The sequence below is a fragment of the Serratia sp. YWN4 genome, assembly GCF_055790845.1.
In genome coordinates, this window is the sequence record NZ_CM147696.1 from 1,105,557 (window position 1) to 1,132,087 (window position 26,531).

A 26,531-nucleotide genomic window follows, 5' to 3' on the forward strand; every position below is an offset into this window, starting at 1 on the left:
TTAATGCTGAGTCTGAGAAAATAGAAAACTAGACTGCTTTTTTAATCCGACCTGGAGTAAAACATGTCCTCTCGTAAAGAGCTTGCCAACGCGATCCGCGCCCTCAGCATGGATGCCGTGCAAAAAGCCAATTCCGGCCACCCTGGGGCCCCTATGGGGATGGCAGATATCGCCGAAGTCCTGTGGCGTGACTACCTGAACCATAACCCGACTAACCCACACTGGGCTGACCGTGACCGTTTCGTGTTGTCCAATGGTCATGGCTCCATGTTGATTTACAGCCTGCTGCATCTCACCGGTTATGACCTGCCGATGAGCGAGCTGGAAAACTTCCGCCAACTGCACTCCAAAACGCCGGGCCACCCGGAATACGGTTATACCCCTGGGGTAGAGACCACCACCGGCCCACTGGGCCAGGGGATTGCCAACGCCATCGGTTTTGCCATTGCCGAACGCACGCTGGCCGCGCAGTTCAACCGCCCAGGCCACGACGTTGTCGATCACCACACCTATGCCTTTATGGGTGACGGCTGCATGATGGAAGGTATTTCTCACGAAGCCTGTTCGCTGGCTGGCACCATGAAGCTCGGCAAACTGACCGCGTTTTATGATGACAACGGCATCTCCATTGATGGTCACGTAGAAGGCTGGTTTACCGACGATACCGCCCTGCGTTTCGAAGCCTACGGCTGGCACGTAGTGCGTGGCGTTGATGGCCACAATAGCGATGCCATCAAGGCCGCGATCGAAGAAGCGCATAAAGTCACCGACAAGCCTTCCCTGCTGATGTGTAAAACCATCATCGGTTTCGGTTCACCGAACAAGGCCGGTACTCACGATTCTCACGGCGCTCCGCTGGGTGAAGCCGAAGTGGCTGCGGCTCGCGTGCAGTTGGGCTGGAAATACCCGGCGTTCGAAATCCCGCAGGATATTTATGCCCAGTGGGATGCTAAAGAAGCCGGTAAAGCGAAAGAAGCGGCCTGGAACGACAAGTTCGCTGCCTACGCCAAAGCCTTCCCAGAACTGGCTGCTGAGTTCAAACGCCGTGTGAACGGCGAACTGCCAGCCAACTGGAAAGCGGAAGCGAAGAAATTCGTTGAGCAGTTGCAGGCTAACCCGGCCAATATCGCCAGCCGTAAAGCCTCGCAGAACGCATTGGAAGCCTTCGGTAAAGTGCTGCCGGAATTCCTCGGCGGCTCCGCTGACCTGGCTCCGAGCAACCTGACGCTGTGGTCTGGCTCCAAATCGCTGAGCGACGATCTGGCAGGTAACTATATCCACTACGGCGTGCGCGAATTCGGCATGACCGCCATCACCAACGGTATCGCGCTGCACGGTGGTTTCCTGCCGTATTCCGCGACCTTCCTGATGTTTGTGGAATACGCCCGTAACGCGGTGCGTATGGCGGCGTTGATGAAAATCCGCAACGTGTTTGTCTACACCCACGACTCTATCGGCCTGGGCGAAGACGGCCCGACGCATCAGCCGGTTGAGCAACTGGCCAGCCTGCGTGTGACCCCGAATATGAGCACCTGGCGCCCTTGCGATCAGGTAGAGTCGGCGATGGCCTGGCAGTACGGTATTGAGCGCAGCGATGGCCCAACCACGCTGGTGTTCTCCCGTCAGAACCTGACCCAGCAGCCACGTACCGCCGAGCAGTTGGCGAACGTTTATCGCGGGGCTTACGTGCTGAAAGATTGCGCTGGTACGCCAGAGGTGATCCTGATCGCTACCGGTTCCGAAGTGGGTATTACCGTACAGGCGGCTGACAAGCTGAGCGCCGAAGGGCGTAAAGTGCGCGTAGTCTCAATGCCGTCTACCGACGCGTTTGACAAGCAGGATGCGGCCTACCGCGAATCTGTGCTGCCATCTTCCGTGGCTGCCCGTGTGGCGGTGGAAGCGGGTATTGCGGATTACTGGTACAAGTACGTGGGCCTGAACGGCGCGATCGTAGGGATGCATACCTTCGGTGAGTCTGCGCCAGCAGATCTGCTGTTCAAAGAGTTCGGCTTCACCGTTGATAACGTGGTGGCCAAGGCTCAAGCGCTGTTGAAATAAATCCGCTGGGGCTGCGTGCAGCTCCTATGGTTTTTTAGACGACGATCAAAAAGCCCGGTTCCCCGGGCTTTCACTGACTCAGAGCGGAGTCAGTCTTTTTACTTCCAGGCTCACCAGCTTCCCTTCCAACTCGGCCAGGAAGGCATCATGGTAAGACATTGCCATATGTTCTTTCAGCGCCTGCTCAGAAGTCCAACGCTCGATAAACACGAAAGCGCCTGGATGGCCCTGTTCTTCATGCAGATCATACTGGATGCAGCCTGGCTCAGAGCGGCTTGGGGCAACCATGGCGCGCACGGCTTTATCCACGGCAGCACGGTGTTCTGGCTGGGCTTTGATCAGGGCGACTACTTTAACTTCACTCATTTCTGCTCCTTGTTGTGCAACATTGACCACAAAAAATAGCGATTTATACCCATCGTCTTTCAAGACGTAGCGGATTGCTTCCCGCCCTCAGGGGCACCCGACAGGCTAACAGTTTCCCTCAATAAATGCTGAATTTATCTTAAGTATCTTACCCTTTACGGCAGCTTATTCGCTCGCGGCCCGTGTCGATGATGCTATTGGGGTTAAGGGGATAAAAATGTGCGCTAGATCATTTTATTTTCGCAAAATCACCTCCAGTCGACAGGCTTGTGGTTACACCTGTTCCTTTTAGCAAAGCTTTGGTTTATTCTCGGCTGAAGCGTTTCAGTTAGCGCAGTACGCAACTGAAATGCCTGAGTGAGCGGTTGCGATGAGCAACAGGATTTGACGAATAATGTAATGCAGCGATTCACAGCAGGCGGTACGCTACAGTACTCTAGGCGGATAATGACAACCCGACCTGTGGCCGGAACAACGCCGGCAGGGAAGGCCCTCTTTGACAGGGAGTAGCATGACAATCCGCATAGCGATAAACGGCTTTGGCCGTATCGGCCGCAGCGTTTTACGCGCGCTGTATGAATCGGGACGACGCGCTGAAATTTCTGTAGTGGCCATCAACGAACTGGCGAACGCCGAAGGGATGGCCCATCTGCTGAAATATGATTCCAGCCATGGCCGCTTTGCCTGGGATGTCCGCCAGGAAGCTGACGTGTTGAGCGTGGGGGATGACAACATCCGGCTGTTGCATCAACCGGCAGTGGAGCAACTGCCCTGGGGCGAACTGGGTGTAGATGTGGTGCTGGATTGCAGCGGTGTGTTTGGCAGCCGTGCCGATGGCGAAGCCCACTTGGCCGCCGGTGCGAAGAAGGTGCTGTTTGCCCATCCGGGGGGCAACGATCTGGATGCCACCATCGTGTTTGGGGTTAACCACCAGACGCTGCGTGGTGAACATCGCATCGTGTCTAACGCATCCTGTACCACCAACTGCATTATTCCGATTATCAAACTGCTGGACGATGCCTATAGCATCGAATCCGGCACGGTGACCACCATCCACTCCTCAATGAACGATCAGCCGGTGATAGATGCTTATCATCAGGATTTGCGGCGTACCCGCGCGGCGAGCCAGTCGATTATTCCGGTCGACACCAAGCTGGCCGCCGGTATTACGCGCATCTTCCCGCAGTTTTGCGATCGTTTTGAAGCGATTTCCGTGCGTGTGCCAACCATCAACGTCACGGCTATTGATCTCAGCGTCAGCGTGAGCTCAAAGGTGCTGGTGACAGAGGTCAACCAGCTGTTGCAAAAGGCCGCACAGGGATCATTTCGTGGTATAGTTGACTACACCGAACTACCCTTAGTTTCGATCGATTTTAACCACGACCCGCACAGTGCCATTGTCGATGGCACGCAGACCCGGGTCAGTGGGCAGCACCTGATAAAGACCTTGGTCTGGTGCGATAATGAATGGGGCTTTGCCAACCGGATGTTGGATACAACACAGGCAATGGCCGCAAGCGGTTTCTAATAAGGCACCATCAACGCGGTGTTGATGTGCTGTTCAGGCAACTTTATAGAGAATCAACCAAGAGGGTTCACCATGTCTGTAATCAAGATGACCGATCTGGATCTGGCCGGTAAGCGTGTTCTGATCCGTTCCGATCTGAACGTACCAGTAAAAGACGGTAAAGTGACTTCCGATGCGCGTATCCGTGCCTCCCTGCCGACCATTGAAGCTGCGCTGAAGCAAGGCGCCCGCGTGATGGTGACTTCGCACCTGGGCCGTCCTACCGAAGGCGAGTACAACGAAGAATACTCCCTGCTGCCGGTGGTGAACTACCTGAAAGAGCATATGAAATCCCCAGTACGCTTGGCGAAGGATTATCTGGACGGTCTTGAAGTTGCAGCAGGTGAACTGGTTGTTCTGGAAAACGTGCGCTTTAACAAAGGCGAAAAGAAAGACGACGAAACCCTGTCCAAGAAATATGCGGCGCTGTGCGACGTGTATGTGATGGACGCCTTCGGCACCGCACACCGTGCGCAGGCATCGACCCACGGCGTGGGCAAGTTTGCTCCAGTGGCCTGTGCGGGCCCGCTGCTGTCTGCCGAGCTGGAAGCACTGGGCAAAGCCCTGGGCAACCCGGCGCGCCCAATGGTGGCGATCGTGGGCGGTTCTAAAGTGTCGACCAAGCTGACCGTGCTGGGCTCTCTGTCCAAGATTGCTGACCAACTGATCGTTGGCGGCGGCATTGCCAACACCTTCGTGGCGGCTCAAGGCCACAACGTTGGCAAATCCCTGTACGAAGCAGACCTGATCCCAGAAGCGAAAAAACTGCTGGAAACCTGTGATATCCCGGTGCCTACCGATGTGCGCGTAGCGACCGAGTTCTCTGAAACCGCAGTGGCGACCCTGAAGCCAGCCAGCGAAATCAAAGACGACGAGCAAATTCTGGATCTGGGCGATGTTTCTGCCGAGCGCCTGGCCAAAATCCTGAAAGACGCTAAAACCATTCTGTGGAATGGCCCGGTTGGCGTATTCGAGTTCCCTAACTTCCGTAAGGGTACCGAAATTGTCGCACGCGCTATCGCTGATAGCGAAGCCTTCTCCATTGCAGGCGGCGGCGACACCCTGGCAGCGATCGATCTGTTCGGTATTGCTGACAAGATCTCCTACATCTCTACCGGTGGCGGTGCTTTCCTCGAGTTCGTAGAAGGGAAACAACTGCCTGCGGTAGTGATGCTGGAAGAGCGTGCTAAGAAGTAATTCAGATGACGGGCGCAAGCCGCCCGTCGGTTTTATTCCGCCCGGTTTACGGTGCGGAATGCAACATAGATTTCCATTCCTACCCGCTAGATTTCAAGCCGCAGCCAACGGCGCAGTGGCTTGAAACTGAAGGGTATAACGGCCAACGAAACAGGACAAAGTCGCATGTCTAAAATATTTGATTTCGTAAAACCTGGTGTGATCACCGGTGATGACGTTCAGAAAGTATTCGCAGTTGCTAAAGAGAACAACTTTGCTCTGCCAGCGGTAAACTGCGTGGGTACTGACTCCATCAACGCCGTGCTGGAAACAGCCGCGAAGGTGCGTGCTCCGGTTATCGTTCAGTTCTCTAACGGCGGCGCGGCGTTTATCGCAGGCAAAGGCGTGAAGAGCGATATTCCACAGGGTGCTGCTATTCTGGGTGCGATCTCTGGCGCACACCACGTTCACCAGATGGCTGAACATTACGGAGTGCCGGTGATTCTGCACACTGACCACTGCGCGAAAAAACTGCTGCCATGGCTCGACGGCCTGCTGGATGCGGGTGAGAAACACTTTGCCGCCACCGGTAAACCGCTGTTCTCTTCTCATATGATCGATCTGTCTGAAGAGTCCCTGGAAGAAAACATCGAAATTTGTGGCAAATACCTGACTCGCATGGCGAAGATCGGTATGACGCTGGAAATCGAACTGGGTTGCACCGGCGGTGAAGAAGATGGCGTAGACAACAGCCATATGGATGCTTCAGCGCTGTACACCCAGCCAGAAGACGTGGCTTACGCCTACGAAAAACTGAACGCCATCAGCCCGAACTTCACCATCGCGGCGTCCTTCGGTAACGTACACGGTGTGTACAAGCCAGGTAACGTGAAGCTGACCCCAACCATCCTGCGTGATTCTCAGGACTACGTGTCCAAGAAATTCAACCTGCCGCACAACAGCCTGAACTTCGTGTTCCATGGCGGTTCAGGTTCCAGCGATGCTGAGATCAAAGAGTCCGTCAGCTACGGCGTGATCAAGATGAACATCGATACCGACACCCAGTGGGCAACATGGGAAGGTATCCTGAATTATTACAAAGAGAACGAGGCTTATCTGCAAGGCCAGTTGGGTAACCCTAAAGGCGCAGATCAGCCGAACAAGAAATACTACGATCCACGCGTATGGCTGCGTGCTGCCCAGACATCTATGATTACCCGTCTGGAACAGGCTTTTAAAGATCTGAATGCCGTAAACGTGCTGTAATCTTTGCTTTACCTGATGTTGAGAGGCTCCCATTTTGGGAGCCTTTTTTGTTACTGGAAACAGCACCGTAAGTTGAAATATGGCGGGTATAGTTTAATCAGAACAGAAGGTTATTTTATTTGCGATGATTGGCACAGCGCGGAAATGTTGGTTACCCTTAAAAACGTGTTTTCCTTACTGGCGCTATTGTGGTCAGTACCGTTGTGAATCCCCTCGGTTGAGGGAATAAAGCAGGATATTAGAATGAAAGATCTCAATATCATTGAGGACATCAATAGCGCTGGCAGTTGGCTGGTGGATCATCAGGATCTGTTGATCCAGTATGCGGTAAACATCGTTGCTGCGATCGTTATTTTCATCATCGGTTCGATCATTGCCCGTATCATCAGCAACGCGGTCAGTCGCGTAATGAAGTTGCGGGGCATTGATGCCACGGTGGCAGATTTCCTGGCGGCGATGGTGCGTTACAGCATTCTGGCGTTTACGTTGATTGCGGTGCTGGGGCGGATTGGCGTGCAAACCACCTCGGTGATTGCCGTCTTGGGGGCCGCCGGTCTGGCCATTGGTTTGGCGCTGCAAGGGTCGCTGTCTAACTTCGCGGCCGGTGTGCTGTTGGTCGCTTTCCGTCCGCTGCGCGCCGGTGAGTTTGTCGATCTGGGCGGTGTGGCCGGTACGGTTGATCAGGTACAGATTTTCTCTACCACCCTGCGTACTCCTGATAACAAAACCATCGTGGTACCGAACGGTAAAATCATCTCTGGCAATATCATCAACTTCTCACGCGAGCCGAACCGCCGCGTGGATATTGTGGTGGCGGTGGCCTATAACGCCGATGTTGATCGGGTGAAGCAGGTGTTGGGTGATGTGATTGCCGCCGACAAGCGCATTATGCACGACAAGGGCGTGACCGTGCGCCTGAACGAAATGGCACCACCGGCGCTGAACTTTGTCACCCGCTGCTGGACCACGAATGCCGAGTTCTGGGATGTTTACTTTGATCTGATGGAAAACTTCAAACGCCAGTTGGATATCAACCAGATTGGCGTGCCGTGCCCGCAGATGGATGTGCATGTCCGTCACGTAGCCAAATCGGCCGAACAGCCGGAATAACCGCACTTTATCAGTAAGGCCACCGCTATGGTGAATGCCGGTCAGTTAAGGCTAACCAGTTCCCTCTCCTTTGGGGAGAGGGTTAGGGTGAGGGGAAGATCGCTGAACTAAAGCCCCTCACCCCGGCCCTCTCCCACAGGGAGAGGGAGGCCACACCTTCAGCACCTGCTGCCGTTTTGCGCTTAGCAGACCGGCATTAACCGTTAGGGTGGCCTTAACCTGCTGACCTATTTTTAATACAACAACCCCAGCCCAAAGCGGTCATCTGTAACCATCGACAGGATGCCGCCATTGGTGGTGTAACTGCCGCTGATGGCTCCCGTTGCCGTTATCACGCCCAGCACCGGCTGGTTATAGGTGAGTACGCCATAGCTATTAGCCTGAAAAACCGTGGTTCCACTCAGTTCGGTATCAAACAGGCTGCCATCGCTGGTACTGACACGATAGTGACCATCTGCCGCACCGGTGGCCAGAGGCAGAGCGGAAGGCTGCGGTGCATAAAACCCCATACCGTAGGTTGTCTCTGAACGGGTCAGAACCAAGGGCACCGGTTTGCCATTGACCATACCGCTAATCAGCGAGCCGCTTAGCTTGCCATTATTTTTATCGGGGGTACCGCCGACAAAATAGTCAAAGGCATTACGACTGCTGTTCCAGGCGATATAGCCTTTGGTGCTCACCGTACAGTTTGCATCGTAGGTAATAAAGCCTTGCGTGCTGGGATCTTGGCAGGTTTGCCAAGTGGCTGCTGATGAACGCAGCCGCGCCGAACCGCTCAGCGGTGTGGCACTGTCGTTGCTGACGCTGTGCTGGATACCGCTGACATTATAGATATCAGCGACCGCCTTGTAATCGCTGCTGATATTCTGGAACGCCACCAGTGGCAGGAACTCTGATCCTGAGACTTTTGCTATGCCACCCGACAGCACTCCCCCGCCGGTGAAGGTAAACAGCGCACCATTCTCCTCACTGCTGAAAGTACAGCCATCGTGCGCTAGCAGCGTGCCACTGCGCACCGTACCCGCAGGGCGTTGCAGGCTGGCATCGATAGTCATGCTGTAGTTCATGGTGGTGGGATCGAACTGTACGCTCAACTCTTCGCCAAACGTATTCCCGCCTTTATAGATGGTGGTGGCGGTGGGCAGATTGGCGCAAGCCTGTGGGATGACATTGCCGCTATCGGTACAGCTGTAGTTGATGGCGGCATCCAGACTGCCTGCACCTTTAAACTTCGGCCAGGAAGGATATTGGCACAGCGGTCTGGTTCGCCCATAGGTTTGCGCATTGGTATCCATCACCCAGCGATTACCCGGTGCCACACCGCGCTCAACCCAGTTTTCCAATGCCGTTAATGAGTTCCAGGCTGGCAGAAAGCTGCCGGTGCCATGCCCCATGCCGGGAACGGTATAAAAGTGAACGCCCTGATTGGCCGCCTCCTGCCCAACCCGATCAGCCATGGCCTGATACCAGGCAATGGTGGAGTTTGGGCTAATGACTTCGTCAGCCAAGCCATGCAGCAGGATCAGGCGATGACTATGGCCAAGAAACTCGGAGATGTCGGGATTGGTGGCATCGGTTATGGCAGAAACCTGTTGCACCTGGCGGGTGTAGGCACCGGGGTTAACGGGATTAAAGGTCAGGGCATCGAACGAAGGATCGCGGGTCACAAAATATTTAACCCACTGATCGCCAGTAACATACATATTGGCATCCGCCTTGGCGGCGGGGTTCGCGGGAACCGGGCGAGTTCCCAGATTACGGGTGGTAAAGGGGCCAGCAACCAGCGTGCCTTCCAGCAGGTTATAACCTCCAGCTACGCGCACGCCGTTGGCCAGCGGATAGTCTAACTGTAAAGGTGATTCGATCACTTTGACGGTGGCAATCTGGGCATCGGAGAGGCAGGTATCACCGCTGTCTACTCCACCGGCGCAACGCAGCTTGGCCAGCACCTGCGCACTCCCCGCGCGGCAGCCTTCAACATTACTGATGACATTGTCGGCTGCTCCATCCAGTCGATCGCAGGCATCCATAGCCGCCTGCTGCACCAGCAGGGTTTTATTGATGTTCAGCCAGCCCGCACCATCATTGAGATACAGTGCGCGGCCCACCGCCACGTTCGACAGGCGAGTACCGGTGTAATTCAGCGCCGGTTCATTGGCAATCACGCCATCATAGTCGAGCGGCCAGCGCTGGATATAGCCCAGCGCATCGCGCCCACCGGTGGAAGTGCCGAGGAAGTAACTATGTTGCGGCATGTTCTCGTAACGCTGTTGCAGCAGCAGTAACGCCACGTCATGGGTTTTCTTCAGGGTATCACCGCCGTAGTTGGCCAGCGCCTCATCATCCATGGCAAAACTGCCATCGGTAATGCTGCCGCTCTGGTGACCGGAATCATCGCCCCAGGTGGCATAGCCCTGCGCCAGCGGAGCCGGATTATTTGGCAGGGAAAAACGTACTTTCTCCGTGCCATCGATCAGCCTGCCATTAAAGCCACCACCACCAAAGTGAATGGCTTTATTATTCCACTGCGTGGGGAGATTAACGGCAAAGTTGATCTCTGGCGCGCTGGCACTGAAGGGGAAGATCTTGCCGCGTACCTGACAATATTCACCCAAGGTATTGCCGCTGGCATCCGCGAGGATCAGCGTCGCCGTCACCACTTGCGCCCCTCCGCTGGGCAAAGTTAAGGCAGAGGCGGGTAACGTGACGCCATTGAGCCGATCGCAGGCCTGCTGTGCGGTAAGTGCAGGGTTTGCGGGCTCAACGGGGTTCTCTGGTGTTACAGGATCCAACGGGGAAACAGGATCTACGGGCGTTGCGGGCTCGCTCGAGTTATTGGCGGCAGACGGCGTATCTTGCGTCGAACTGGAATCACAGCCAGCCAGTAATGTGCAGATGAGGCCGGTGAGCAGCGGATATTTTATGCGGTTTATTATAGTTTTATGCCAAAGCGTAGGCGGGGTTTTCATGGGCGGAATGTCCTCGTGACATGAATTGAGCAATGTGGCGAAATTGAAACGGCATTTTAACATTCTAAAACAAGCCACTATTTGAACTCATGCACGGAATTAAAGTTTGCTATGCCAAGGCAGGGGAAATGGGTTCCAGCGGAGGGGGGGAATATTATCTCGAGGGAGATGGGACGCTCTGGCGTCCCATCTGGCTGCCATCAAACAAAAGCAGCTAATGGATCGGCGGCGGCAAAGGCCACTTCTCGTTCGGCTTTCGGCGGATAGATCAATTCGTTGGTGATGGCGACTTTGATTTTCTTCGCCTCTTCTTTAGTGGATTTAACCACCTGATCCCAACCTTCGGTATAGACCGCGCCCCAGGCTCCCAGATCCAGACAGGTGACATAATTCACCTGACGATAAGGCAAGGGGGCAACGCCGAGCAGATCGGCGGCCACGTTATGGCCGACAAAGCGCCCCAGCATAATTGCGTGCTGGCAAGTCATCAGGGCATGATTGCCCAGATCGTCCGTGGCGGCAAAGGCGACATCCCCGGTGGCATAAACTTCTTGCAGGCCCGCGACGCGCAAATGTTGATCAACATGTAACCGGCCCTGCGGATCGCGCTGTGCTGGAATCTGCCGGGTTAGCGCACTGGCCTGCACGCCCACGGTTGAGATCACCGTGCTGGAGGCAATATGTTGGCCGTTTTTCAACGTAATGCCTTTTGCATCGATCGCCATGATTTCAGCATTAAGCAACCACTCCACTCCGAGTTCATGGGAAGCCTGCTCAATAACGCCGCGCAGTTGCTCGCTGTAGCGCCCGCCAATCACCGGGCCGCGTTCGACGACAATCACCTGTATCGGAGTGCTATTCCCCAAAACGGCTCGCAAACGTGCAGGTAACTCGGTAGCCATTTCAATCCCGGTAAAGCCGCCGCCGCAGACAATGACGGTATTACGTGCTGCGCTATCCGGTTGCTCGGCAAGGGCATTGAGGTGGTGTTCCAGACGAGCGGCACTTTCCAACTGATCCAGATCGAAAGCGTGCTGCTGCGCGCCGGGTAACGCAGGGCTGATCTGGCTACCGGTGGCCAGGATCAGACGATCGTAACTGGCGATGGCAAGCTGCTCTTGCGCATTGTGATACCAGACCTGTTGGTTTTCGCTATCGATCTCACTGGCGGTGCCTGCCAAAAACTTCACACCGGTCACGCCGAATAACGGCAGCAGCGGTGCGGCGAAGGTTTCGACCTTGGCCTCATAGAAGCGTGGGCGGATGCGCAACTCGGGCTGCGGTGCCAATACGGTGATTTCAATATCTGTACGATTGTGCAGATCCGTCATCCGCGCCGCGCTCAATGCGGCCCACATCCCAGCAAAACCTGCACCCAGGATAAGAATTTTTTCTTTCATGCTCTGACTCCGTTAGTCACCCTGTTAAAGGATGAGTGATTTATTAACTACGACTATAGTGATCGTAGTTAAATGTAGCAAGCGTTTTGTTAAGATTGAATAGGGTCTTATTTAATGATGTGTTCGGTTAAAAATTGCATCGGTGACGGGAAGAAATTACTATGTAACTCAGACTTAATTTTGCGGAGATACGATGGCGTTCTACAGTTCCGGGGTGGAGTACGGCATCCACAGCCTGATGTGCATGGTTGATGGTAAAGGGGAAGGGCGTGAAATGAGCGTGCGTGAAATCGCCGAACTACAGGGCGTACCCTATGATTATCTGGCCAAGATTTTCACCAAGCTGTCTAAAGCCCAACTGGTTGAAAGCACCGAAGGCAAAGGGGGCGGCTTCCGCCTGGCGAAACCGGCCGATCAGATCACCGTGCTGGATATTGTGGCGGCTATCGACGGTGAGAAATCGATTTTTGATTGCAAAGAGATCCGCCAACGGCTGGCCGTATTTGATGAACCCGCGCCGGACTGGGCCTGCGAAGGCCTGTGTGGGGTGCGCCAGGTGATGCAGGTCGCTCAGCAGCGTATGGAAGAGGCGCTGGCACAACACACGGTATTGGATTTGGTGCGGCGGATGTTCAGAAAAGCGCCAGACGTGTTCCCGATTCAGATTGAAGAGTGGATAGACCGTCGCCGCAACGATTGAAATGGGTAAGGTCAGCGGTCTCCCTTACCCATCCTTCAACCACTATTGCCCGTAATAAGCGTTCTTGCCGTGCTTGCGCAGGTAGTGCTTGTCCAGCAACACCTGCTGCATAGGGTTGATGCCCGGCGTCAACTGGCGTGAAAAAATCCCCATATAGGCAATCTCTTCCAGTACCACTGCGTTATGTACCGCGTCAGGCGCATCTTCTCCCCAGGCGAACGGCCCATGGGCATTGACCAGCACCGCCGGGATAGCGCTTGGGCTGATGCCGCGCCGGTGGAAGGTTTCAATAATCACCTGACCGGTTTCCCGTTCATAATCGTGTTCGATCTCGTCTACGGTCAGCAAACGGGTACAAGGGATAGCGCCATAGAAATAATCGGCATGGGTAGTGCCCCAGGCGGGAATATCCAGCCCGGCCTGCGCCCAGATGGTGGCGTGGCGCGAATGGGTATGCACGATACCACCTATCTCACTGAACTCACGGTATAGCGCCAGATGAGTGGCGGTATCCGAAGAGGGTTTTTTGCTGCCTTCCAGCGTGCGGCCAGTGGCGAGATCGACCACCACCATATCGTCCGCCGTCATCTGCGCATATTCCACGCCGGAGGGTTTGATCACCACCAGCCCGCGTTCACGATCGACCGCGCTGACGTTGCCCCAGGTAAAGGTCACCAACTGATGGCGCGGCAGATCTAGGTTGGCTTCCAGCACCTGCTGTTTAAGTTGTGGCAGAGTTAGCATGTTATCCCCCCTTGCTGCATTTTCTGTTCGATAAAGCGGCGCGCCTGTACGATCTCGGTCACTGGCTCAGCGGCTTTTTCGGTCCACATTTCAATCAGGAAAGCGCCGCGATAGTTGAGCTGCTTTAGCGTGCGGAACAGCGCCACAAAGTCCACACAGCCTGCGCCAAAAGGCACATCGCGGAACTGGCCCGGCGAGCTTTCTGTGACCGGAAAGGTATCTTTGAGATGAATGGCGGCGATGCGGTCGATGCCCAGCTTCAGCTCCTGCGCCACATCGTTGCCCCAGGCGCTAAGGTTGCCAACGTCCGGGTAAACCGTGAACCACGGCGAAGCCAGGCAGGCATCCCAGGCTTTCCATTTGCTGATCGAGTTCATAAACGTGGTATCCATAATTTCTACCGCCAGCATCACCTGCGCGGCGGCGGCCCGCTCTACCGCCCACTGCAAACCTTCGGTGAAGCGGGCGAGGGTGCCTGCGTCCTGCTGTTCGTAATACACGTCGTAACCGGCGAGTTGAATGGTGCGGATGCCGACGTCTTTCGCCAGTTGGAGAGCCTGCTCCATGATGGTATAAGCCTGTTGGCGCGTGGCTTCGTCGTGGCTGCCAAACGGGAAACGGCGGTGGCCAGAAAGGCACATGGATGGAATGGTGATGCCGGTTTCCAGCGTCGCGCTTACCAACGAAAGCCGCTGTTCTTTGCTCCAGCTCAGGCGTGCCAGCCGTTCATCGCTTTCATCGACCGACATCTCGACAAAATCAAAGCCGCAGGCTTTGGCCAACGCCAATCGTTCTGGCCAGCTTAAGTGCTTCGGCAAGGCTTTCTCGTAAATCCCCAACGGATGCTGACGCATATCAACCTCTCCAAATGTCATCAATGGCGCTACGGAACTGACGCGCGGCGGCGATCGGATCTACCGCTTCGGCCAGCGCGCGCCCGGCGATAAACGCCGTAACGGCGATGTCTTTAAACAGCGGTAAATCGGCTGGTGTGATACCGCCGGTGACCGAAAGCTCAATGCCTAAATCAGACAGCGCCTTCATGGTGTCCAAATCCTGCTGGCCCCAGTTTTGCCCGTTGGCCTGCGCGTCGCGCCCCCGGTGGTAGATCGCTTGTTTGATACCGAGATCAAGCCAGTGTTTGGCATCTTCCAACGTCCAGCGGCCAAACAGTTCGATCTGAATTTCCCCCTGATGGCGCGCTGCCACTTGTTGCGCGCTGGCCATGGTGGCCAACGGGGCGGCGCAAATCACCGTCATCCAGTTAGCTCCCTGCGCAAAGGCTTGTTCTGCCAGCGTGGCACCGGCATCGGCTACCTTCAGATCGGCCACCAGCGTATGTTGTGGGCAGCGCTCACGCAGGGCGCGTACCGCCTGGATCCCGGCGCTGATGCACAAGATGGTGCCTGCTTCGATAATGTCGACATGCGGACGAAGGCGCTCTACCGTTTGCAGGGCGGCATCCAGCCGGGTGTGATCGAGCGCCAGTTGCAGGCGCGGTTTGATGGTCATAAAGCCTCCTTGGAGTGGCCGGTTTGCAGCGTTTGTAACGCGCCAATCAGCGCCTGATAACGTTGGTATTTTTGCTGGTAGGCTTCCTGCGCTTGTGCATCGGGCAGCACGGTTTCAATACGCGGAGCCAGAGCCCGCTGGGCAGCGGTAAAGTCTGGGAACGCGCCGGTGCCGACCATGGCAGCCATCGCCGCCCCCAGGCAGCCGGTTTCTTCTATTTGTGGCAGTTCCAGCGGCAGGCCGCTGACGTCCGCCAGCATCTGCATCCACGGGGCCGACTTCGCCGGGCCGCCGGTGACGCGCAGCGCGCGGGTGTGCGGGAAGCGTTGCAACATGCGGTTCAGGTGGGTCATATGGCAGAACACCACCCCTTCGAAGATCGCCTGCACCAGATGTTCGCGTTGGTGGAAGGCCTGCATACCGTAGAAGCTGGCGCAGAGGCCCAGCCCGGCGTTAGAGCCGTAGAGGAAAGGGGCGAACAGCAACTGGCTGCCCGCTTTCGGCAAGGCCGCCACCCACTGGTTGAGTTGCTCATAATCGTGCAGCCCCCATTGCTGGCAGAACCACTCCAGATTGGCGGCGGAGGTTGGGCTGGCTTCGTGAACGATGTATTGGCCTGCTTCGGCATAGCGGCCATAGACAAACGGATGATCGAAGCCGGTTTCAATCGCTTGGGTAACGCCGCTGGTTACCGACCAGGTGCCCATCACCGCGTTCAGCCGGGTTTCATCCTGCAACCCGGCGCACAGCGCGGTAGAAACCACGTCGAACAGCCCACCGACCACCGGCGTACCTGCCAGCAGGCCGGTTTCTGCGGCAGCAGCGCTATTGATCCACCCGGCGATCTCGGCGGAACCGACGATCGGCGGCAGAGCGGCCATGATTTCGCCAATCCCGAGCTGCTGCGCCAGCGCCGGGTCATAGCGGCCACGCGCCATCTGGTACAGATTGGACTCGGAAATATTGGTCTCTTCGCAGGCCAGTTCGCCGGTCAGGCAATAGCGCAGATAATCGTGCGCCATCAGCACGCTGCCGATCTGGCGATAACGCTCCGGCTGATGTTGTTTCACCCAGCGCAGCAGCGAAACCGGGTGACCGGTCCACAGCGTTTGCCGGGTTTGCTCATACAGCACCTGCGGAATACCGGCTTTTTGCCACGCCTGCACCAGTGGCAACGCACGCTGATCGGAAGAGAGCATGGCATTGCCCAGCGGCTGGCCCTGTTTATCCAGCAGGAACAGCCCTTTCCCCTGAGCCGAAATCCCTATGCCCTGAACGGCACCGGCATTGATGCCGACGCGCTCCAGTACTTCGCGGATCACCCCGGCGGCGGTTTGCCACAACGTAGGCATATCCCGTTCCGCCCAGCCGGGCTGCGGCGCGATAATGGTCAGATTCCTGCGGGCAATCCCCAGTTCCTTTCCCTGTAGGTCATACAGCCCGGCTTTAATAAAGGTGCCGCCGCAATCCAGCCCTAGCCAGCATTTCATGACGCGCTCCCCGCGCGTTGGTCGCATCTGTTCGGTAGCATTAATGCCAGCACCGAGGTAATCGCCAACTTACCGCCGGGCATGGCGAAAGCGATATTAACGCGATCCATATAAGAAATAATGCAGGTAATAAGAATAGGGGGCACTATTCGCAACCCGCGTAATTTAGGTATGGCCTGGCTACGGCCAACAGAAATAGAGGCTGTATTCATGTTATTGATACCTTCACATAAATAGGAACATTGCTTGAAGCGGTAACTCCAAGTGCTCAGGGCATCGTTCGGAATAAATCCGTATGGCTATTAATTTCCCAGTAATAAAGGTTTTATCTTGTTACTTTCCTTTTTCGGCGCAGAAATAAGTGCCAGAGATAAGCTCTGGTTTTATTTTTCTTTACATCGCTAAAATATATTTAGAGTTAGGTAATCACTTTCATTTAGCCATATCAGAAAGGAATCCCCCCTTTTATAAATTAAAGCGCCTGAATACGCGCCCAAACCCGGTCGTCCACCGGGATACCATCGCGTTGGTTTTCAGCACGAATCTGCGGGAATTTGTGGCCCGGCAGGCGAATGGTCACCTCGGGGTTATCGCGCTCGGCGTTGGTGATGTAATCCATGATGCGCTGCAATTTTTCATCGCGGGTTTTGCCGTCGATCAGGCGTTCGATCTCGATGGCGATAAACACCTGCGAAACGCCGTATTCATCGCGGTGATCTTCGGTTACTTCGGCCACGGAACAACCGCCGGAAAGCAGGGTGGCGATCATATCCAGCACCACCGACAGCGCCGAGCCTTTCCAGTAGCCCATTGGCAAAATGCGCCGATTTTCTTCGATAGTGGCCGGATCGCGCGTCAGGTTGCCGTTATTATCAAAACCGCCGTCCACCGGCAGCGTTTTGCCCGCCAGGCGGTTCAGTTCCAGCGCGCCGTAAGAGAACATCGACATCGACATATCCACCATGGTGATCGGGTTACCCGGCACGGCGACGATCAGCGGGTTGGTGCCGATGCGGCACTCTTTGGCTCCCCAAGGTGGCATCACGGCGATCGAGTTGGTCCAGCAGATGCCGATGTAACCTTTTTCCGCCGCCTGCCAGCCGTAGCTACCACCGCGCATCCAGTGGTTGGCATTGCGCAGCGCTACCAGGCCGATGCCGTGTTGATCCGCCAACTGCATGGCGCGCTCCATCATCTGGCGGGCGGTCAGGTTGCCGATCCCCTGCTGGGCATCCCACTGTTCGATAGCGCCCAGCGCCAGCAGCTTGCTCGGTTTGGCGTCGGGGATAATGTCACCGGCTTCCAACTGCTGAATAAAGCGCGGGAAACGGTTTACGCCGTGAGAATAGACGCCGCTTTCGGTGGTTTCTGCGAACATTGCGGCGCACTCATCTGCCGTTTGTTCCGCCACGCCCCGTGCCAGCAACACACGCTTGAATTGCTGTTTTAGCTCGGTGTAACTCACTCTCATGCTGCTTCTCCGTTACGGCGTTCTGTGCGTTTTGCACTCTTTAAATTTCATTATACGAAATTGCATTTCAAATAAATGCTATACCCGCATCGGAGCGAAGTCAAAGTGAGGTGATAGAAAATTAATATTTAAAAACAGTGGGTTAAATTAGTATGGTGATTTTGTGATCGGCGGCACGTTTTGGGGCTTTGCCGTGCTACAGGCGTAGTAAAACAGGGTGAGGCGGGCTCACCCTATAGCCAAAAGAATGCTGACTACCCGTAGGTATTCAGGGCAATCCGATACAGCGAAGTGGTGGCGGTGATGTACAGCTCATTGCCGCTTGGCCCGCCGAAGGTGCAGTTGGAAACCCGCTCCGGTACGGCGATCTTGCCGGTTTTCTGGCCTTGAGGGTTAAAAATGGTGATGCCATCGGCACAGCTACAGAACAGATTACCGGCGGCATCCAGGCAAAAGCCGTCTGGGAAACCGGGCGCAACGTGGGCAAAATGGCTGCTGGCCCCCAGTTTGCGCCCTGCTACCGGGTAGACCCGCAGCTCGCTGCGCCCAAGCGTGGGGAAATCGACAATCGACATATCGGCCACGTACAACAGGCGTTCGTCCGGTGAAAACGCCAAACCGTTTGGCCGCTGTAGATCGCTGGCGGCAATGTTCAGCGAACCATCGTGGGGATCGAAGCAGTACAGATAGCAGCCGATCACCTGGCTTTCTGACTTGTAGCCCTCTTCATCGCCGACGATGCCGTAGGGCGGATCGGTAAACCATAAAGTGCCGTCGGAACGCACCACCACATCGTTGGGGGAGTTGAAGCGTTTACCGTCAACGCGTTCCACCAGTAAGGTGAGGCTGCCGTCATGCTCGGTGCGGCTGATGGCGCGCCGCCCATGTTCACAACTGATCACGCGCCCCTCATTATCACAGGCATTGCCGTTGGCGTAGTGCGAAGGGGAGCGCCACAGGCTGAGTTCCCCATTGCGCGCCCAGCGAAACATACGGTTGCCTTTCACATCGCTGAACACCACGGCATCCTGTTGTGGCAGCCATACCGGGCCTTCGGCCCAGATGGCGGGCGAGCATAAACGTTCCAATGATTGTGCGATCATGCCAGCCCCTCCGTTTATTTTACGCCCCAGATGGTTTTGTAATGCTCTTGGTAGCCGTTCTGCGGGTCATACAGGTTATCGGCACTGATATTGTCACGTGTAACCAAGTGCGCCGGGGTGACATAGCCAGAAGGCGGCTGTTTGGCAAACGCGCGGTTGAATTCATCCAGCAACTGCCAGCCGTGCAGTTTTAGCGGTTCCGGCACGGTGGCGGATTGGCTGTCGCCCGAGCGGATGCGTTGATAGGCGGAAATAGAGCCGTCACCGGCCGAGATGTTATACGGGGCATGTTGGCCGCCTTTACCGGCGGTTTTCAGCGCCGGAGCCATAAAATCGAAATACAGGTCGTTGATCGCCAATGCGTACTGGAATTTATCGCCGTATTTTTGCAGCAGGCTGAAGGTCATGGCGGGCATACGGTTGGCTGTGTCCGCCAGCGGCGTATCGATGAATTCCACCACTGTGCAGCCGCTGCATTTGCCGATCTCTTCTTTCATTACGTTGGCCTTATCCAGCGCGATCTGGTACAGCGAATCGGTAAAGATCAGCACGCTGGCCTGCCCGCCGGATTTCACCACCGCGTATTGTGCCGCGATGCGCGCCACTTCGTTAGAATCTGAGGTGACGTTATAGAACACGTCGTACTTGGCGATCGGCCCCGGTTCCGGCACCGCATGCCAGGCGGTGAGCACGATGCCCTGCTGGATCGCCTTCTTCAGCGGGATCTTGGCCACGTTGGGGTTCCAGCCGCCAATGACGATGCCGTCCGGCTTCTGGGCGATCGCCTGATTAAGTGATGACAGCTGATCCTTCACCGAACCGCCACCGTCCAGCGTTTCCAACCGCCAGCCTGCCGCTTTGGCCGCTTCGCTCAGCCCTTGCTGCACCCCCTGTACGCCGCCGTTTTTCATGTCGGAGGCAATAAAGATGATTTTCTTGTTCGGCACTAACTGTGGGCCGCTGGTGGGGCCATCCCACTGGCTGGCGCTGGTCGTGGCCTTATTCACCGCCGCCGTGGCCTGATCGAGATAAGCATCGGCCCATGCCGGTGCGGTGGTTAATAGCAACGTGGTGAACCCTGATAACATCCAAAAACGTTTCATACGTAAACTCCTGATTAAGGATTAATCGCTTTCTGGTTATTTTTCTCGGCCAAAGCCGCCTGACTGTGTTGTACCGCTTTTTGATTGAGCAACCGGCGGCGCTGGGCATAGCCCGCCAGCGTGATGGAAAGCAGCAGGGTGGCACCGTTGAATAACGGCTCGACCCAGAACTCGCCGCCAAACTGCTGGATACCGGCAATGCCGATCGCCAGAATGGCAATGCCGACCACCGTACCCCAAACGTTGACCCGCCCCGGACGGATGGTGGTGCTGCCGAGGAAGGCACCGACCAGCGCCGGTAACAAGTAATCCATGCCGACGCTGGCCTGCCCGACGCCTTGCTCCGCAGCGATCAACACGCCGCTAAAGCCGGTGAGCACGCTGGAGGCAATAAAAGCACCGATGGTGAAACGGTTGACGGAAATACCGTTCAGCCGCGCCGCCGCCGGGTTGCCGCCCACCGCATACATGCAGCGGCCGAGCGGCGTGTGTTCGGTGATTAACCACAGGACGATCGCCACGATCAGCACATAGAAGGCGACAATCGGGATACCGGCAATTTCGGTGTGATGCAGGGCGATAAAGGCGTCGGGTAAATCCCCGACGATCTGCCGCCCGCCGGAGTGCCACAGGGCCACCGCATACAGCACGGTGCCGGAACCCAGAGTGGCGACGAAGCTGTCGATATCTGCCAAGGCCACCAGAATCCCGTTCAGCAGGCCATACAGCGCGGAAATCACCAACACGGCTAACACCGCCATCTGCCAGGAAAAGCCGTATTCCACTTGCAGGGTGATCGCCAGAATGTGCCACAGCACGATGCCGAAACCGACGTTGAGGTCGATCTTGCCGACGATCATCGGAATGGTGGCCGCCAGCGCCAGCAGGGCGATTTTGGCTTTGCTGGACAGGATCGCCTGTAACGTCAGCATCGAGGCAAACGACGGCGTGGTGAGTGAAAACAGGATCACCAGCATAATGCACAGCAACAGCAGGCCGTAGCGGGTGAGGATCTGCATCAGCCACGGGCCAGCGCCGTCCTGCGCCAGGCTGACGCGCTGTTCTAATGCCGTTGATTTAACGGATGTTTTATTCGACATGCTGTTTCTCCACCACAACTTCCCCGGCGCTGGCAGAGGCCAGCTCCAATAAATTGGCAAACGAGACCTGCTGGTTCTTCAGTTCGCCGACCACGGTTCCCCGGTTGAATACCAAGGCGCGGTTACAGATATGGGCGATCTCCTCGAAATCGTTGGAGATCACCAATATCGCCACGCCTGCGGCCAGGGATTGATTTAATAGATGATAGATTTCTGCCCGCGCACCAACGTCGACACCGGCGGTAGGATCTTCCAGGATCAGCAAGGGCGCACCCAGGTGCATCCAGCGCGCCATCACCACTTTTTGCTGGTTGCCGCCGGACAGGGCGCTGATATCGATATTGACGTCCTTTGGCCGCACGTCGAACAGTTGCACCTTCTGCTCGCTGGCCGTGGTTTCGGCGCGGCGACTGTAGCGCGCTAATAGCTGGTGGCCGCTGGCGCAGGGGTTGATAAACAGGTTTTCGCGCACGCTCATCGACATCACCAGGCTTTCACCGGTGCGATCGCCCGCGACCAGCGAAACGCCGCAGGCGATCGCCTGTTGTGGGCTGGTGGCGGCGTAAGGCCGATCGCGGAACTGGATTTCGCCGCCGTCGCGCTGGCGCAGGCCAAACAGCAGGCGGCCGATCTCTTCCTGCCCGGCACCGCGCAGCCCGGCTAAGGCCAGCATTTCACCCGGTTGCAGGCTGAAACTGACCGGGCCGATCTCACCGACCACCACGTTACTGAGCCGCAGCACCGGCGGTTGCTGCTCCGGCAGTGGTTCGCGCTGATCGCCCGTTATCGCTTCGCCGACGATCGTTTGCACCAGATCGCGCAGGGAATAATCAGCGGTGTTGCCCCCGGCAACGTAGCGCCCGTCGCGCATCACGCACACCCGATCGGCAATCTCAATCACCTCATCCAAGCGGTGGGTGACATAAATCATGCCGACCTTTTTGGCCCGCAGCCGGTTGATCACCGCAAACAGATGGCGCACGTCGTTGGCGGGCAGCGATGCGGTGGGTTCATCCAGCACCAGCAGTTCGGCGTTTACCGCCACCGCTCGGGCGATCGCCAGCAGCGATTTCTCGGTGCGGGAAAGTTCAAACACCCGCGCGTCGGGATCCAGCGCAATGCCGACATCCTGCAAGGCTCCACTGGCGCGTTGGCGGATGGCGCGCCAGTCGATCAGCCCGAAACGGCGCGGGAAGCCCATTACCAGCGCCATATTCTCTGCCACCGTCATCCATTCGATCAGCCCCAGATCCTGATGGATAAAGGCGATCGGCTGGCGGCTGGCGCTTTTTAGCGCTGCTGCTGACACAATACTTTGGCCTTGAAAGCGAATATCACCGCCATCGCGCGGGTAAACGCCAGCCAGCACCTTGATCAACGTCGATTTGCCAGCCCCGTTTTCACCCAGCAGCGCCAGCACTTCACCGGGCATCACCTGCAAGCTGACATCGTTAACCGCGATGTTGCCGCCAAATCGCTTCACGATGTTGCTGAGTGTCAGAATGGGTTGATCCGCATTGCTATGAGTCATGTGATGCACCCTTGATGTCCGGTTCGCGCAACTTGTACGCGGCAAGTTGGTGAATTTTTGGTGGTTAAATCTACGATATATTTCATTATGCGAAATTCAATTTCAAAAATGATATGCCTAACCTTGCGCTAAAGCAAAGCCGGGCGGGTTTTAATTATGTTTAATAAACAATGGGTTATTTTTATCTTTGCGAATATGTGACCTGTCACTCACTTCGTAAGTTACCAGAATGTTGCGCGTTTTAACGCTGCTACTGACAATGAAACGGCGTTCCATCTTCACCTGATGCAACCATTGGAGTAACATCCCCGGTAAAGAGCCTGCCGATCGTGCCGTAGCATAGACTGAGGGTTCGACATTGGAGATATTTCGCTATGAGCCTGAAAGCTGTTGATGAAAAAGATGATAAGAAAGACAAACCGCTGGGCAGCCAAAGCCTGTTCCGTGGTTTGCAACTGATTGAGATATTGAGCAACTTCCCCAATGGCTGCCCGCTGGCTCACCTTTCCGAACTGGCAGAAATGAACAAGAGCACGGTACACCGCCTGTTGCAGGGGTTGCACGCCAGCGGTTACGTCACGCAGGCACCGTCCCCCGGCAGCTATCGGTTGACCACCAAATTCATTTCTATTGGCCAGAAGGCGCTTTCCTCGCTGAATATCATCCACGTAGCGGCACCGCATCTGGAGCAGTTGAACCTGGAAGTGGGCGAAACGGTGAACTTCTCCAGCCGCGAAGACGATCACGTGATCCTGATCTACAAGCTGGAACCGACCACTGGCATGATGCGTACCCGCGCCTATATCGGCCAGCATATGCCGCTGTACTGCTCGGCGATGGGCAAGATTTTCATGGCCTACGGCAAAAGCGATTACCCGGATCATTATTGGCAAACCCATCAGCAGACGATCCAGCCGTTAACGCGCAATACCATTACCCAATTGCCGAAAATGTATGAGGAACTGGCGGATATTCGCAAACAGGGCGTGGCGATGGACCGTGAAGAGAACGAACTGGGTGTCTCCTGCATTGCTGCGCCAGTGTTCGACATTCAGCAACGGGTGCCTTATGCGGTCTCGGTTTCTCTGCCGACCGCCAAGCTGCAACAGGTTGGGGTGAAATCGCTGATGAAACCTGTGCTCGCCACTGCGCAGCGCATTTCCCAAGAGCTGGGGTTTGTGACCTACGGCTGAACATTAGCTCTACTGATGCCTGATTAGAAATATCCATTTCCCCTAATAATTATCTCTTCGTATGATGCGCGTGTTGAACAGCACGCGCCGCTTTTCTGGCATTATCGCCTTAGAGGCATCGCCAAAAGCCCTGCATTCTATAGCCAGAGGAAACAAAATGTTAACCATCTTTTTGCAAGGCTTTGCCTTGAGCGCCGCGATGATCCTGCCGCTGGGGCCGCAAAACGTGTTTGTGATGAACCAGGGGATCCGCCGCCAATATCATCTGATGACGGCTTCGCTGTGTGCGTTGAGCGATATCGCCCTGATCTGCGCCGGTATTTTCGGCGGCAGCGCCTTGTTGAGCCGCTCGCCGCTGTTGCTACTGCTGGTGACCTGGGGCGGGGTGGCGTTTCTGCTGTGGTACGGCTGGGGCGCTTTCCGCACCGCGTTCAGCCAGCGCTTGGCATTAGCCACCGCCGAAGAGATGAAACAAAGCCGCTGGCGCATTGTGATCACCATGTTGGCGGTCACCTGGCTGAACCCGCATGTGTATCTCGATACCTTTGTGGTGCTCGGCAGCCTTGGCAGCCAATTGGCACCGGAGATCCGTTCCTGGTTTGCCTTTGGTGCGGCCAGTGCGTCGATCGCCTGGTTCTTCGCCCTGGCTTTGCTGGCTTCCTGGTTGGCTCCGTGGCTGCAAACCCAGCTCGCACAACGGATTATCAACGTTCTGGTCGGGCTGGTGATGTGGGCTATTGCACTACAATTAGCCTGGAATGGCGCAAGTTTATAGAATTTGTCACTAATCCGAATTTAAATTCCCGCCGGATATGTTAGGTTCTAGGTTCAGTAATGAGCCATTTTAAGGAGACACTGTGAAGCTGAAAGCATTGGCCATGGCCGCAATGATTGGATTTGGGGCGTTACCTTTAGCGTTGCAGGCGGCGGAATTACCCGAAGGGCCGCACGTAGTCACCTCCGGTAGCGCCAGCGTGGAGGCTACCCCGGATATCGCCACGTTGGCGATCGAAGTTAGCGTTACCTCCAAAGATGCCGCCCAGGCGAAAACGCAGGTCGACGAGCGCGTGGCGCAATATTTCGATTTCCTGCAAAAAAACGGTATTGAGAAGAAAGACATCAACGCGGCCAATCTGCGCACTCAGCCGGAATATGATTACCTGAAAACCGGCGAGTCGGTGTTGAAAGGCTATCGCGCGGTGCGTCAGGTGCAGGTGACGTTGCGCCAGTTGGATAAGCTGAACGCACTGCTGGACGGGGCGCTGAAGTCTGGCCTCAATGAGATCCGCTCGGTTGAGTTGGGTGTGGCCAACCCGGATGTTTATCGTGAACAGGCGCGCCAGAAAGCGATTGAAAACGCTACTCAGCAGGCAGCTTCATTGGCGAAAGGCTTTAAAGTTACCTTGGGGCCGGTTTACAGCATTCGCTATCAGGTCGCTAACGCTCAACCGATGCCGGCAGCACGCATGTTTAAAGCGGCGGCTGCACCGGAAAGCGATGCGGCACAAACCTACGAGCAGCAGAGCATTCACTTTGACGATCAGGTGGATGTGGTGTTTGAGTTGCAGCGTAACGCGGCACAGTAATCGCTAGCAGGGCGCAACCATTGCATTGCGCCCTGCTATCTAATCCTGCCTTAATACCTGATGCCCATGCGCCAACAGCGCGTCGGTGACCTTGCGCATCATGCGGCTTTCTGGCGCAAAACGGTGCCAGAACAGCATGCGGCGCTGGAACAGGCCCGGCGTCAGATCGATCAACTCCCCTGAGGCCAGCTCTCTCTCTATTTGCAGATGCGGGATCATACAGCAGGTGGTGCCTTGCCGTGCCAACTGCACAAAGGCTTCTGAAGAGTTAACGATATGGCACGGCACGCTGCCCGGCGAAAGATCGAAGTTCTGCTGCAAAAATGCCTGATGCATATCGTCAAGATGATCAAAGGCTACCGCGGGCGCTTTCAGCAGGGCGGAGCGGGTCACGCCGTTGGGGAAATAGCGCTCGGCAAATCCTTTGGACGCGACAAACAGATAATCCAGTGCGCCCAATTGATCCACCAGGCAGCTCGGCAGCGGCTGCGGTTGGATACTTACCGCGCCCACCACTTCACCCCGGCGCAGGCGCTCTTGGGTGCGGGTTTCGTCTTCGACCTGCAAATTCAGGCGGATCGGCGAGTCTGTCAGAACGGATTGCAGCGCCGGTAACAGCCAGGTTGCCAGGCTGTCGGCGTTGACCGCCAGCGACAGCAGCAACGGGGTGTCAACGCCGTTATCATTCCCCAGCCACTCTTCTTCCAACAGTTCAACCTGATGCAGTAACGCCAGCAGTTTCTGCCCCTGTTCTGTCGGGCGCGGCGGCACGGTGCGCACCAACAGCGGTTGGCCGAACAGGTTTTCCAACTGTTTGATACGCTGGGATACTGCCGATTGGGTGATACACAGTTTTTGTGCCGCGCGCTCAAAGCCACGCTCACGGATCACCGCGTCCAGCGCTTGCAGCGTTCGATAGTCTGGGCGTTTCATCGGAGAGATATCCCTATAAAAATAAATTGATATCGGCACTATGCCACATTTTTACGCTTTCTCGGGTGAAATAAGTGTGATCCTGTCTGAGTGCAAAACGGCGATTTACCCTATAATACGCGCACGTTTTCGCACACAGGTAATGAACACATC

Annotated in this window: 22 protein-coding genes and 1 pseudogene; 9 read left to right on the forward strand and 14 right to left on the reverse strand. The window is 56.0% G+C overall.

The window, feature by feature from the left end:
- Nucleotides 1–63 precede the first annotated feature (63 nt).
- Nucleotides 64–2,058 (forward strand): transketolase, encoded by a 1,995-nt coding sequence (gene tkt, locus ACX9GT_RS05170; RefSeq protein WP_473190121.1) that lies wholly within the window; start codon nucleotides 64–66, stop codon nucleotides 2,056–2,058.
- A 78-nt stretch (nucleotides 2,059–2,136) separates the two neighbouring features.
- Here tkt and ACX9GT_RS05175 read toward each other — a convergent pair whose 3' ends face one another.
- Nucleotides 2,137–2,424: a putative quinol monooxygenase gene (locus ACX9GT_RS05175; RefSeq protein ID WP_459399824.1), complete on the reverse strand. Its 288-nt coding sequence runs from the start codon at nucleotides 2,422–2,424 to the stop codon at nucleotides 2,137–2,139.
- 511 nt (nucleotides 2,425–2,935) lie between these two features.
- Here ACX9GT_RS05175 and epd point away from each other — a divergent pair.
- The 4 genes from epd to mscS all read left to right on the forward strand — a co-directional run bounded on the left by epd (nucleotide 2,936) and on the right by mscS (nucleotide 7,543).
- Nucleotides 2,936–3,952, forward strand: a complete 1,017-nt coding sequence (gene epd, locus ACX9GT_RS05180) for an erythrose-4-phosphate dehydrogenase (RefSeq protein ID WP_473190122.1) — start codon at nucleotides 2,936–2,938, stop codon at nucleotides 3,950–3,952.
- A gap of 72 nt (nucleotides 3,953–4,024) precedes the next feature.
- Nucleotides 4,025–5,188: a phosphoglycerate kinase gene (gene pgk / locus ACX9GT_RS05185; RefSeq protein WP_473190123.1), complete on the forward strand. Its 1,164-nt coding sequence runs from the start codon at nucleotides 4,025–4,027 to the stop codon at nucleotides 5,186–5,188.
- 165 nt (nucleotides 5,189–5,353) lie between these two features.
- Nucleotides 5,354–6,433, forward strand: coding sequence for a class II fructose-bisphosphate aldolase (gene fbaA, locus ACX9GT_RS05190; protein WP_473190124.1), 1,080 nt, complete (start codon nucleotides 5,354–5,356; stop codon nucleotides 6,431–6,433).
- Between the two features lie 243 nt (nucleotides 6,434–6,676).
- Nucleotides 6,677–7,543, forward strand: a complete 867-nt coding sequence (mscS, locus tag ACX9GT_RS05195) for a small-conductance mechanosensitive channel MscS (protein ID WP_473190125.1) — start codon at nucleotides 6,677–6,679, stop codon at nucleotides 7,541–7,543.
- Between the two features lie 233 nt (nucleotides 7,544–7,776).
- Here mscS and ACX9GT_RS05200 read toward each other — a convergent pair whose 3' ends face one another.
- A complete protein-coding gene (locus ACX9GT_RS05200) occupies nucleotides 7,777–10,512 on the reverse strand; it encodes a tannase/feruloyl esterase family alpha/beta hydrolase (protein ID WP_473190126.1) in 2,736 nt (911 codons plus the stop codon).
- 200 nt (nucleotides 10,513–10,712) lie between these two features.
- Complete coding sequence (locus ACX9GT_RS05205; protein ID WP_473190127.1) at nucleotides 10,713–11,912, reverse strand: NAD(P)/FAD-dependent oxidoreductase; 1,200 nt, start codon at nucleotides 11,910–11,912, stop codon at nucleotides 10,713–10,715.
- A gap of 193 nt (nucleotides 11,913–12,105) precedes the next feature.
- On the opposite strand from ACX9GT_RS05205, the gene ACX9GT_RS05210 reads away from it, so the two are divergent.
- A complete protein-coding gene (locus ACX9GT_RS05210) occupies nucleotides 12,106–12,612 on the forward strand; it encodes an RrF2 family transcriptional regulator (RefSeq protein ID WP_473190128.1) in 507 nt (168 codons plus the stop codon).
- A 42-nt stretch (nucleotides 12,613–12,654) separates the two neighbouring features.
- Here the strand turns inward: ACX9GT_RS05210 and araD are convergent, their stop codons facing one another.
- The 10 genes and pseudogenes from araD to ACX9GT_RS05260 all read right to left on the reverse strand — a co-directional run bounded on the left by araD (nucleotide 12,655) and on the right by ACX9GT_RS05260 (nucleotide 22,666).
- The gene (araD, locus tag ACX9GT_RS05215) at nucleotides 12,655–13,356 is read right to left on the reverse strand and encodes an L-ribulose-5-phosphate 4-epimerase (protein ID WP_473190129.1); all 702 of its coding nucleotides are present in this window, start codon (nucleotides 13,354–13,356) and stop codon (nucleotides 12,655–12,657) included.
- Nucleotides 13,350–14,210 (reverse strand): L-ribulose-5-phosphate 3-epimerase, encoded by an 861-nt coding sequence (locus ACX9GT_RS05220; RefSeq protein WP_473190130.1) that lies wholly within the window; start codon nucleotides 14,208–14,210, stop codon nucleotides 13,350–13,352. The genes araD and ACX9GT_RS05220 overlap by 7 nt, the downstream gene beginning before the upstream one ends.
- A 1-nt stretch (nucleotide 14,211) precedes the next feature.
- The gene (ulaD, locus tag ACX9GT_RS05225) at nucleotides 14,212–14,868 is read right to left on the reverse strand and encodes a 3-keto-L-gulonate-6-phosphate decarboxylase UlaD (protein WP_473190131.1); all 657 of its coding nucleotides are present in this window, start codon (nucleotides 14,866–14,868) and stop codon (nucleotides 14,212–14,214) included.
- Nucleotides 14,865–16,358: an FGGY-family carbohydrate kinase gene (locus tag ACX9GT_RS05230; protein WP_473190132.1), complete on the reverse strand. Its 1,494-nt coding sequence runs from the start codon at nucleotides 16,356–16,358 to the stop codon at nucleotides 14,865–14,867. The genes ulaD and ACX9GT_RS05230 overlap by 4 nt, the downstream gene beginning before the upstream one ends.
- 44 nt (nucleotides 16,359–16,402) lie before the next feature.
- Nucleotides 16,403–16,570: pseudogene (locus tag ACX9GT_RS05235) on the reverse strand (MFS transporter); the annotation flags it as partial.
- Nucleotides 16,571–16,830: 260 nt separating this feature from the next.
- Nucleotides 16,831–17,829, reverse strand: a complete 999-nt coding sequence (gene yiaK / locus ACX9GT_RS05240) for a 3-dehydro-L-gulonate 2-dehydrogenase (RefSeq protein ID WP_473190133.1) — start codon at nucleotides 17,827–17,829, stop codon at nucleotides 16,831–16,833.
- Between the two features lie 254 nt (nucleotides 17,830–18,083).
- Complete coding sequence (locus ACX9GT_RS05245) at nucleotides 18,084–18,932, reverse strand: SMP-30/gluconolactonase/LRE family protein (protein WP_473190134.1); 849 nt, start codon at nucleotides 18,930–18,932, stop codon at nucleotides 18,084–18,086.
- A gap of 14 nt (nucleotides 18,933–18,946) precedes the next feature.
- Nucleotides 18,947–20,035, reverse strand: a complete 1,089-nt coding sequence (locus tag ACX9GT_RS05250) for an ABC transporter substrate-binding protein (protein ID WP_473190135.1) — start codon at nucleotides 20,033–20,035, stop codon at nucleotides 18,947–18,949.
- Nucleotides 20,036–20,049: 14 nt separating this feature from the next.
- The gene (locus ACX9GT_RS05255) at nucleotides 20,050–21,135 is read right to left on the reverse strand and encodes an ABC transporter permease (RefSeq protein WP_473190136.1); all 1,086 of its coding nucleotides are present in this window, start codon (nucleotides 21,133–21,135) and stop codon (nucleotides 20,050–20,052) included.
- Nucleotides 21,125–22,666, reverse strand: a complete 1,542-nt coding sequence (locus ACX9GT_RS05260) for a sugar ABC transporter ATP-binding protein (protein WP_473190137.1) — start codon at nucleotides 22,664–22,666, stop codon at nucleotides 21,125–21,127. Before ACX9GT_RS05260 ends, ACX9GT_RS05255 begins: the two co-directional genes overlap by 11 nt.
- 374 nt (nucleotides 22,667–23,040) lie before the next feature.
- Here ACX9GT_RS05260 and ACX9GT_RS05265 point away from each other — a divergent pair, with 374 nt between their 5' ends.
- The 3 genes from ACX9GT_RS05265 (at nucleotide 23,041) to ACX9GT_RS05275 (ending at nucleotide 25,445) form a co-directional block, all read left to right on the forward strand.
- On the forward strand, nucleotides 23,041–23,859 hold the full coding sequence (locus tag ACX9GT_RS05265; protein ID WP_473190138.1) for an IclR family transcriptional regulator: 819 nt from the start codon (nucleotides 23,041–23,043) through the stop codon (nucleotides 23,857–23,859).
- Nucleotides 23,860–24,016: 157 nt separating this feature from the next.
- Nucleotides 24,017–24,634, forward strand: coding sequence for an arginine exporter ArgO (gene argO, locus ACX9GT_RS05270; RefSeq protein ID WP_473190139.1), 618 nt, complete (start codon nucleotides 24,017–24,019; stop codon nucleotides 24,632–24,634).
- Between the two features lie 82 nt (nucleotides 24,635–24,716).
- On the forward strand, nucleotides 24,717–25,445 hold the full coding sequence (locus tag ACX9GT_RS05275) for an oxidative stress defense protein (RefSeq protein WP_473190140.1): 729 nt from the start codon (nucleotides 24,717–24,719) through the stop codon (nucleotides 25,443–25,445).
- Between the two features lie 39 nt (nucleotides 25,446–25,484).
- On the opposite strand, the gene ACX9GT_RS05280 is transcribed toward ACX9GT_RS05275, so the two are convergent.
- Complete coding sequence (locus ACX9GT_RS05280; RefSeq protein WP_459399802.1) at nucleotides 25,485–26,378, reverse strand: LysR family transcriptional regulator ArgP; 894 nt, start codon at nucleotides 26,376–26,378, stop codon at nucleotides 25,485–25,487.
- Nucleotides 26,379–26,531: the final 153 nt, after the last annotated feature.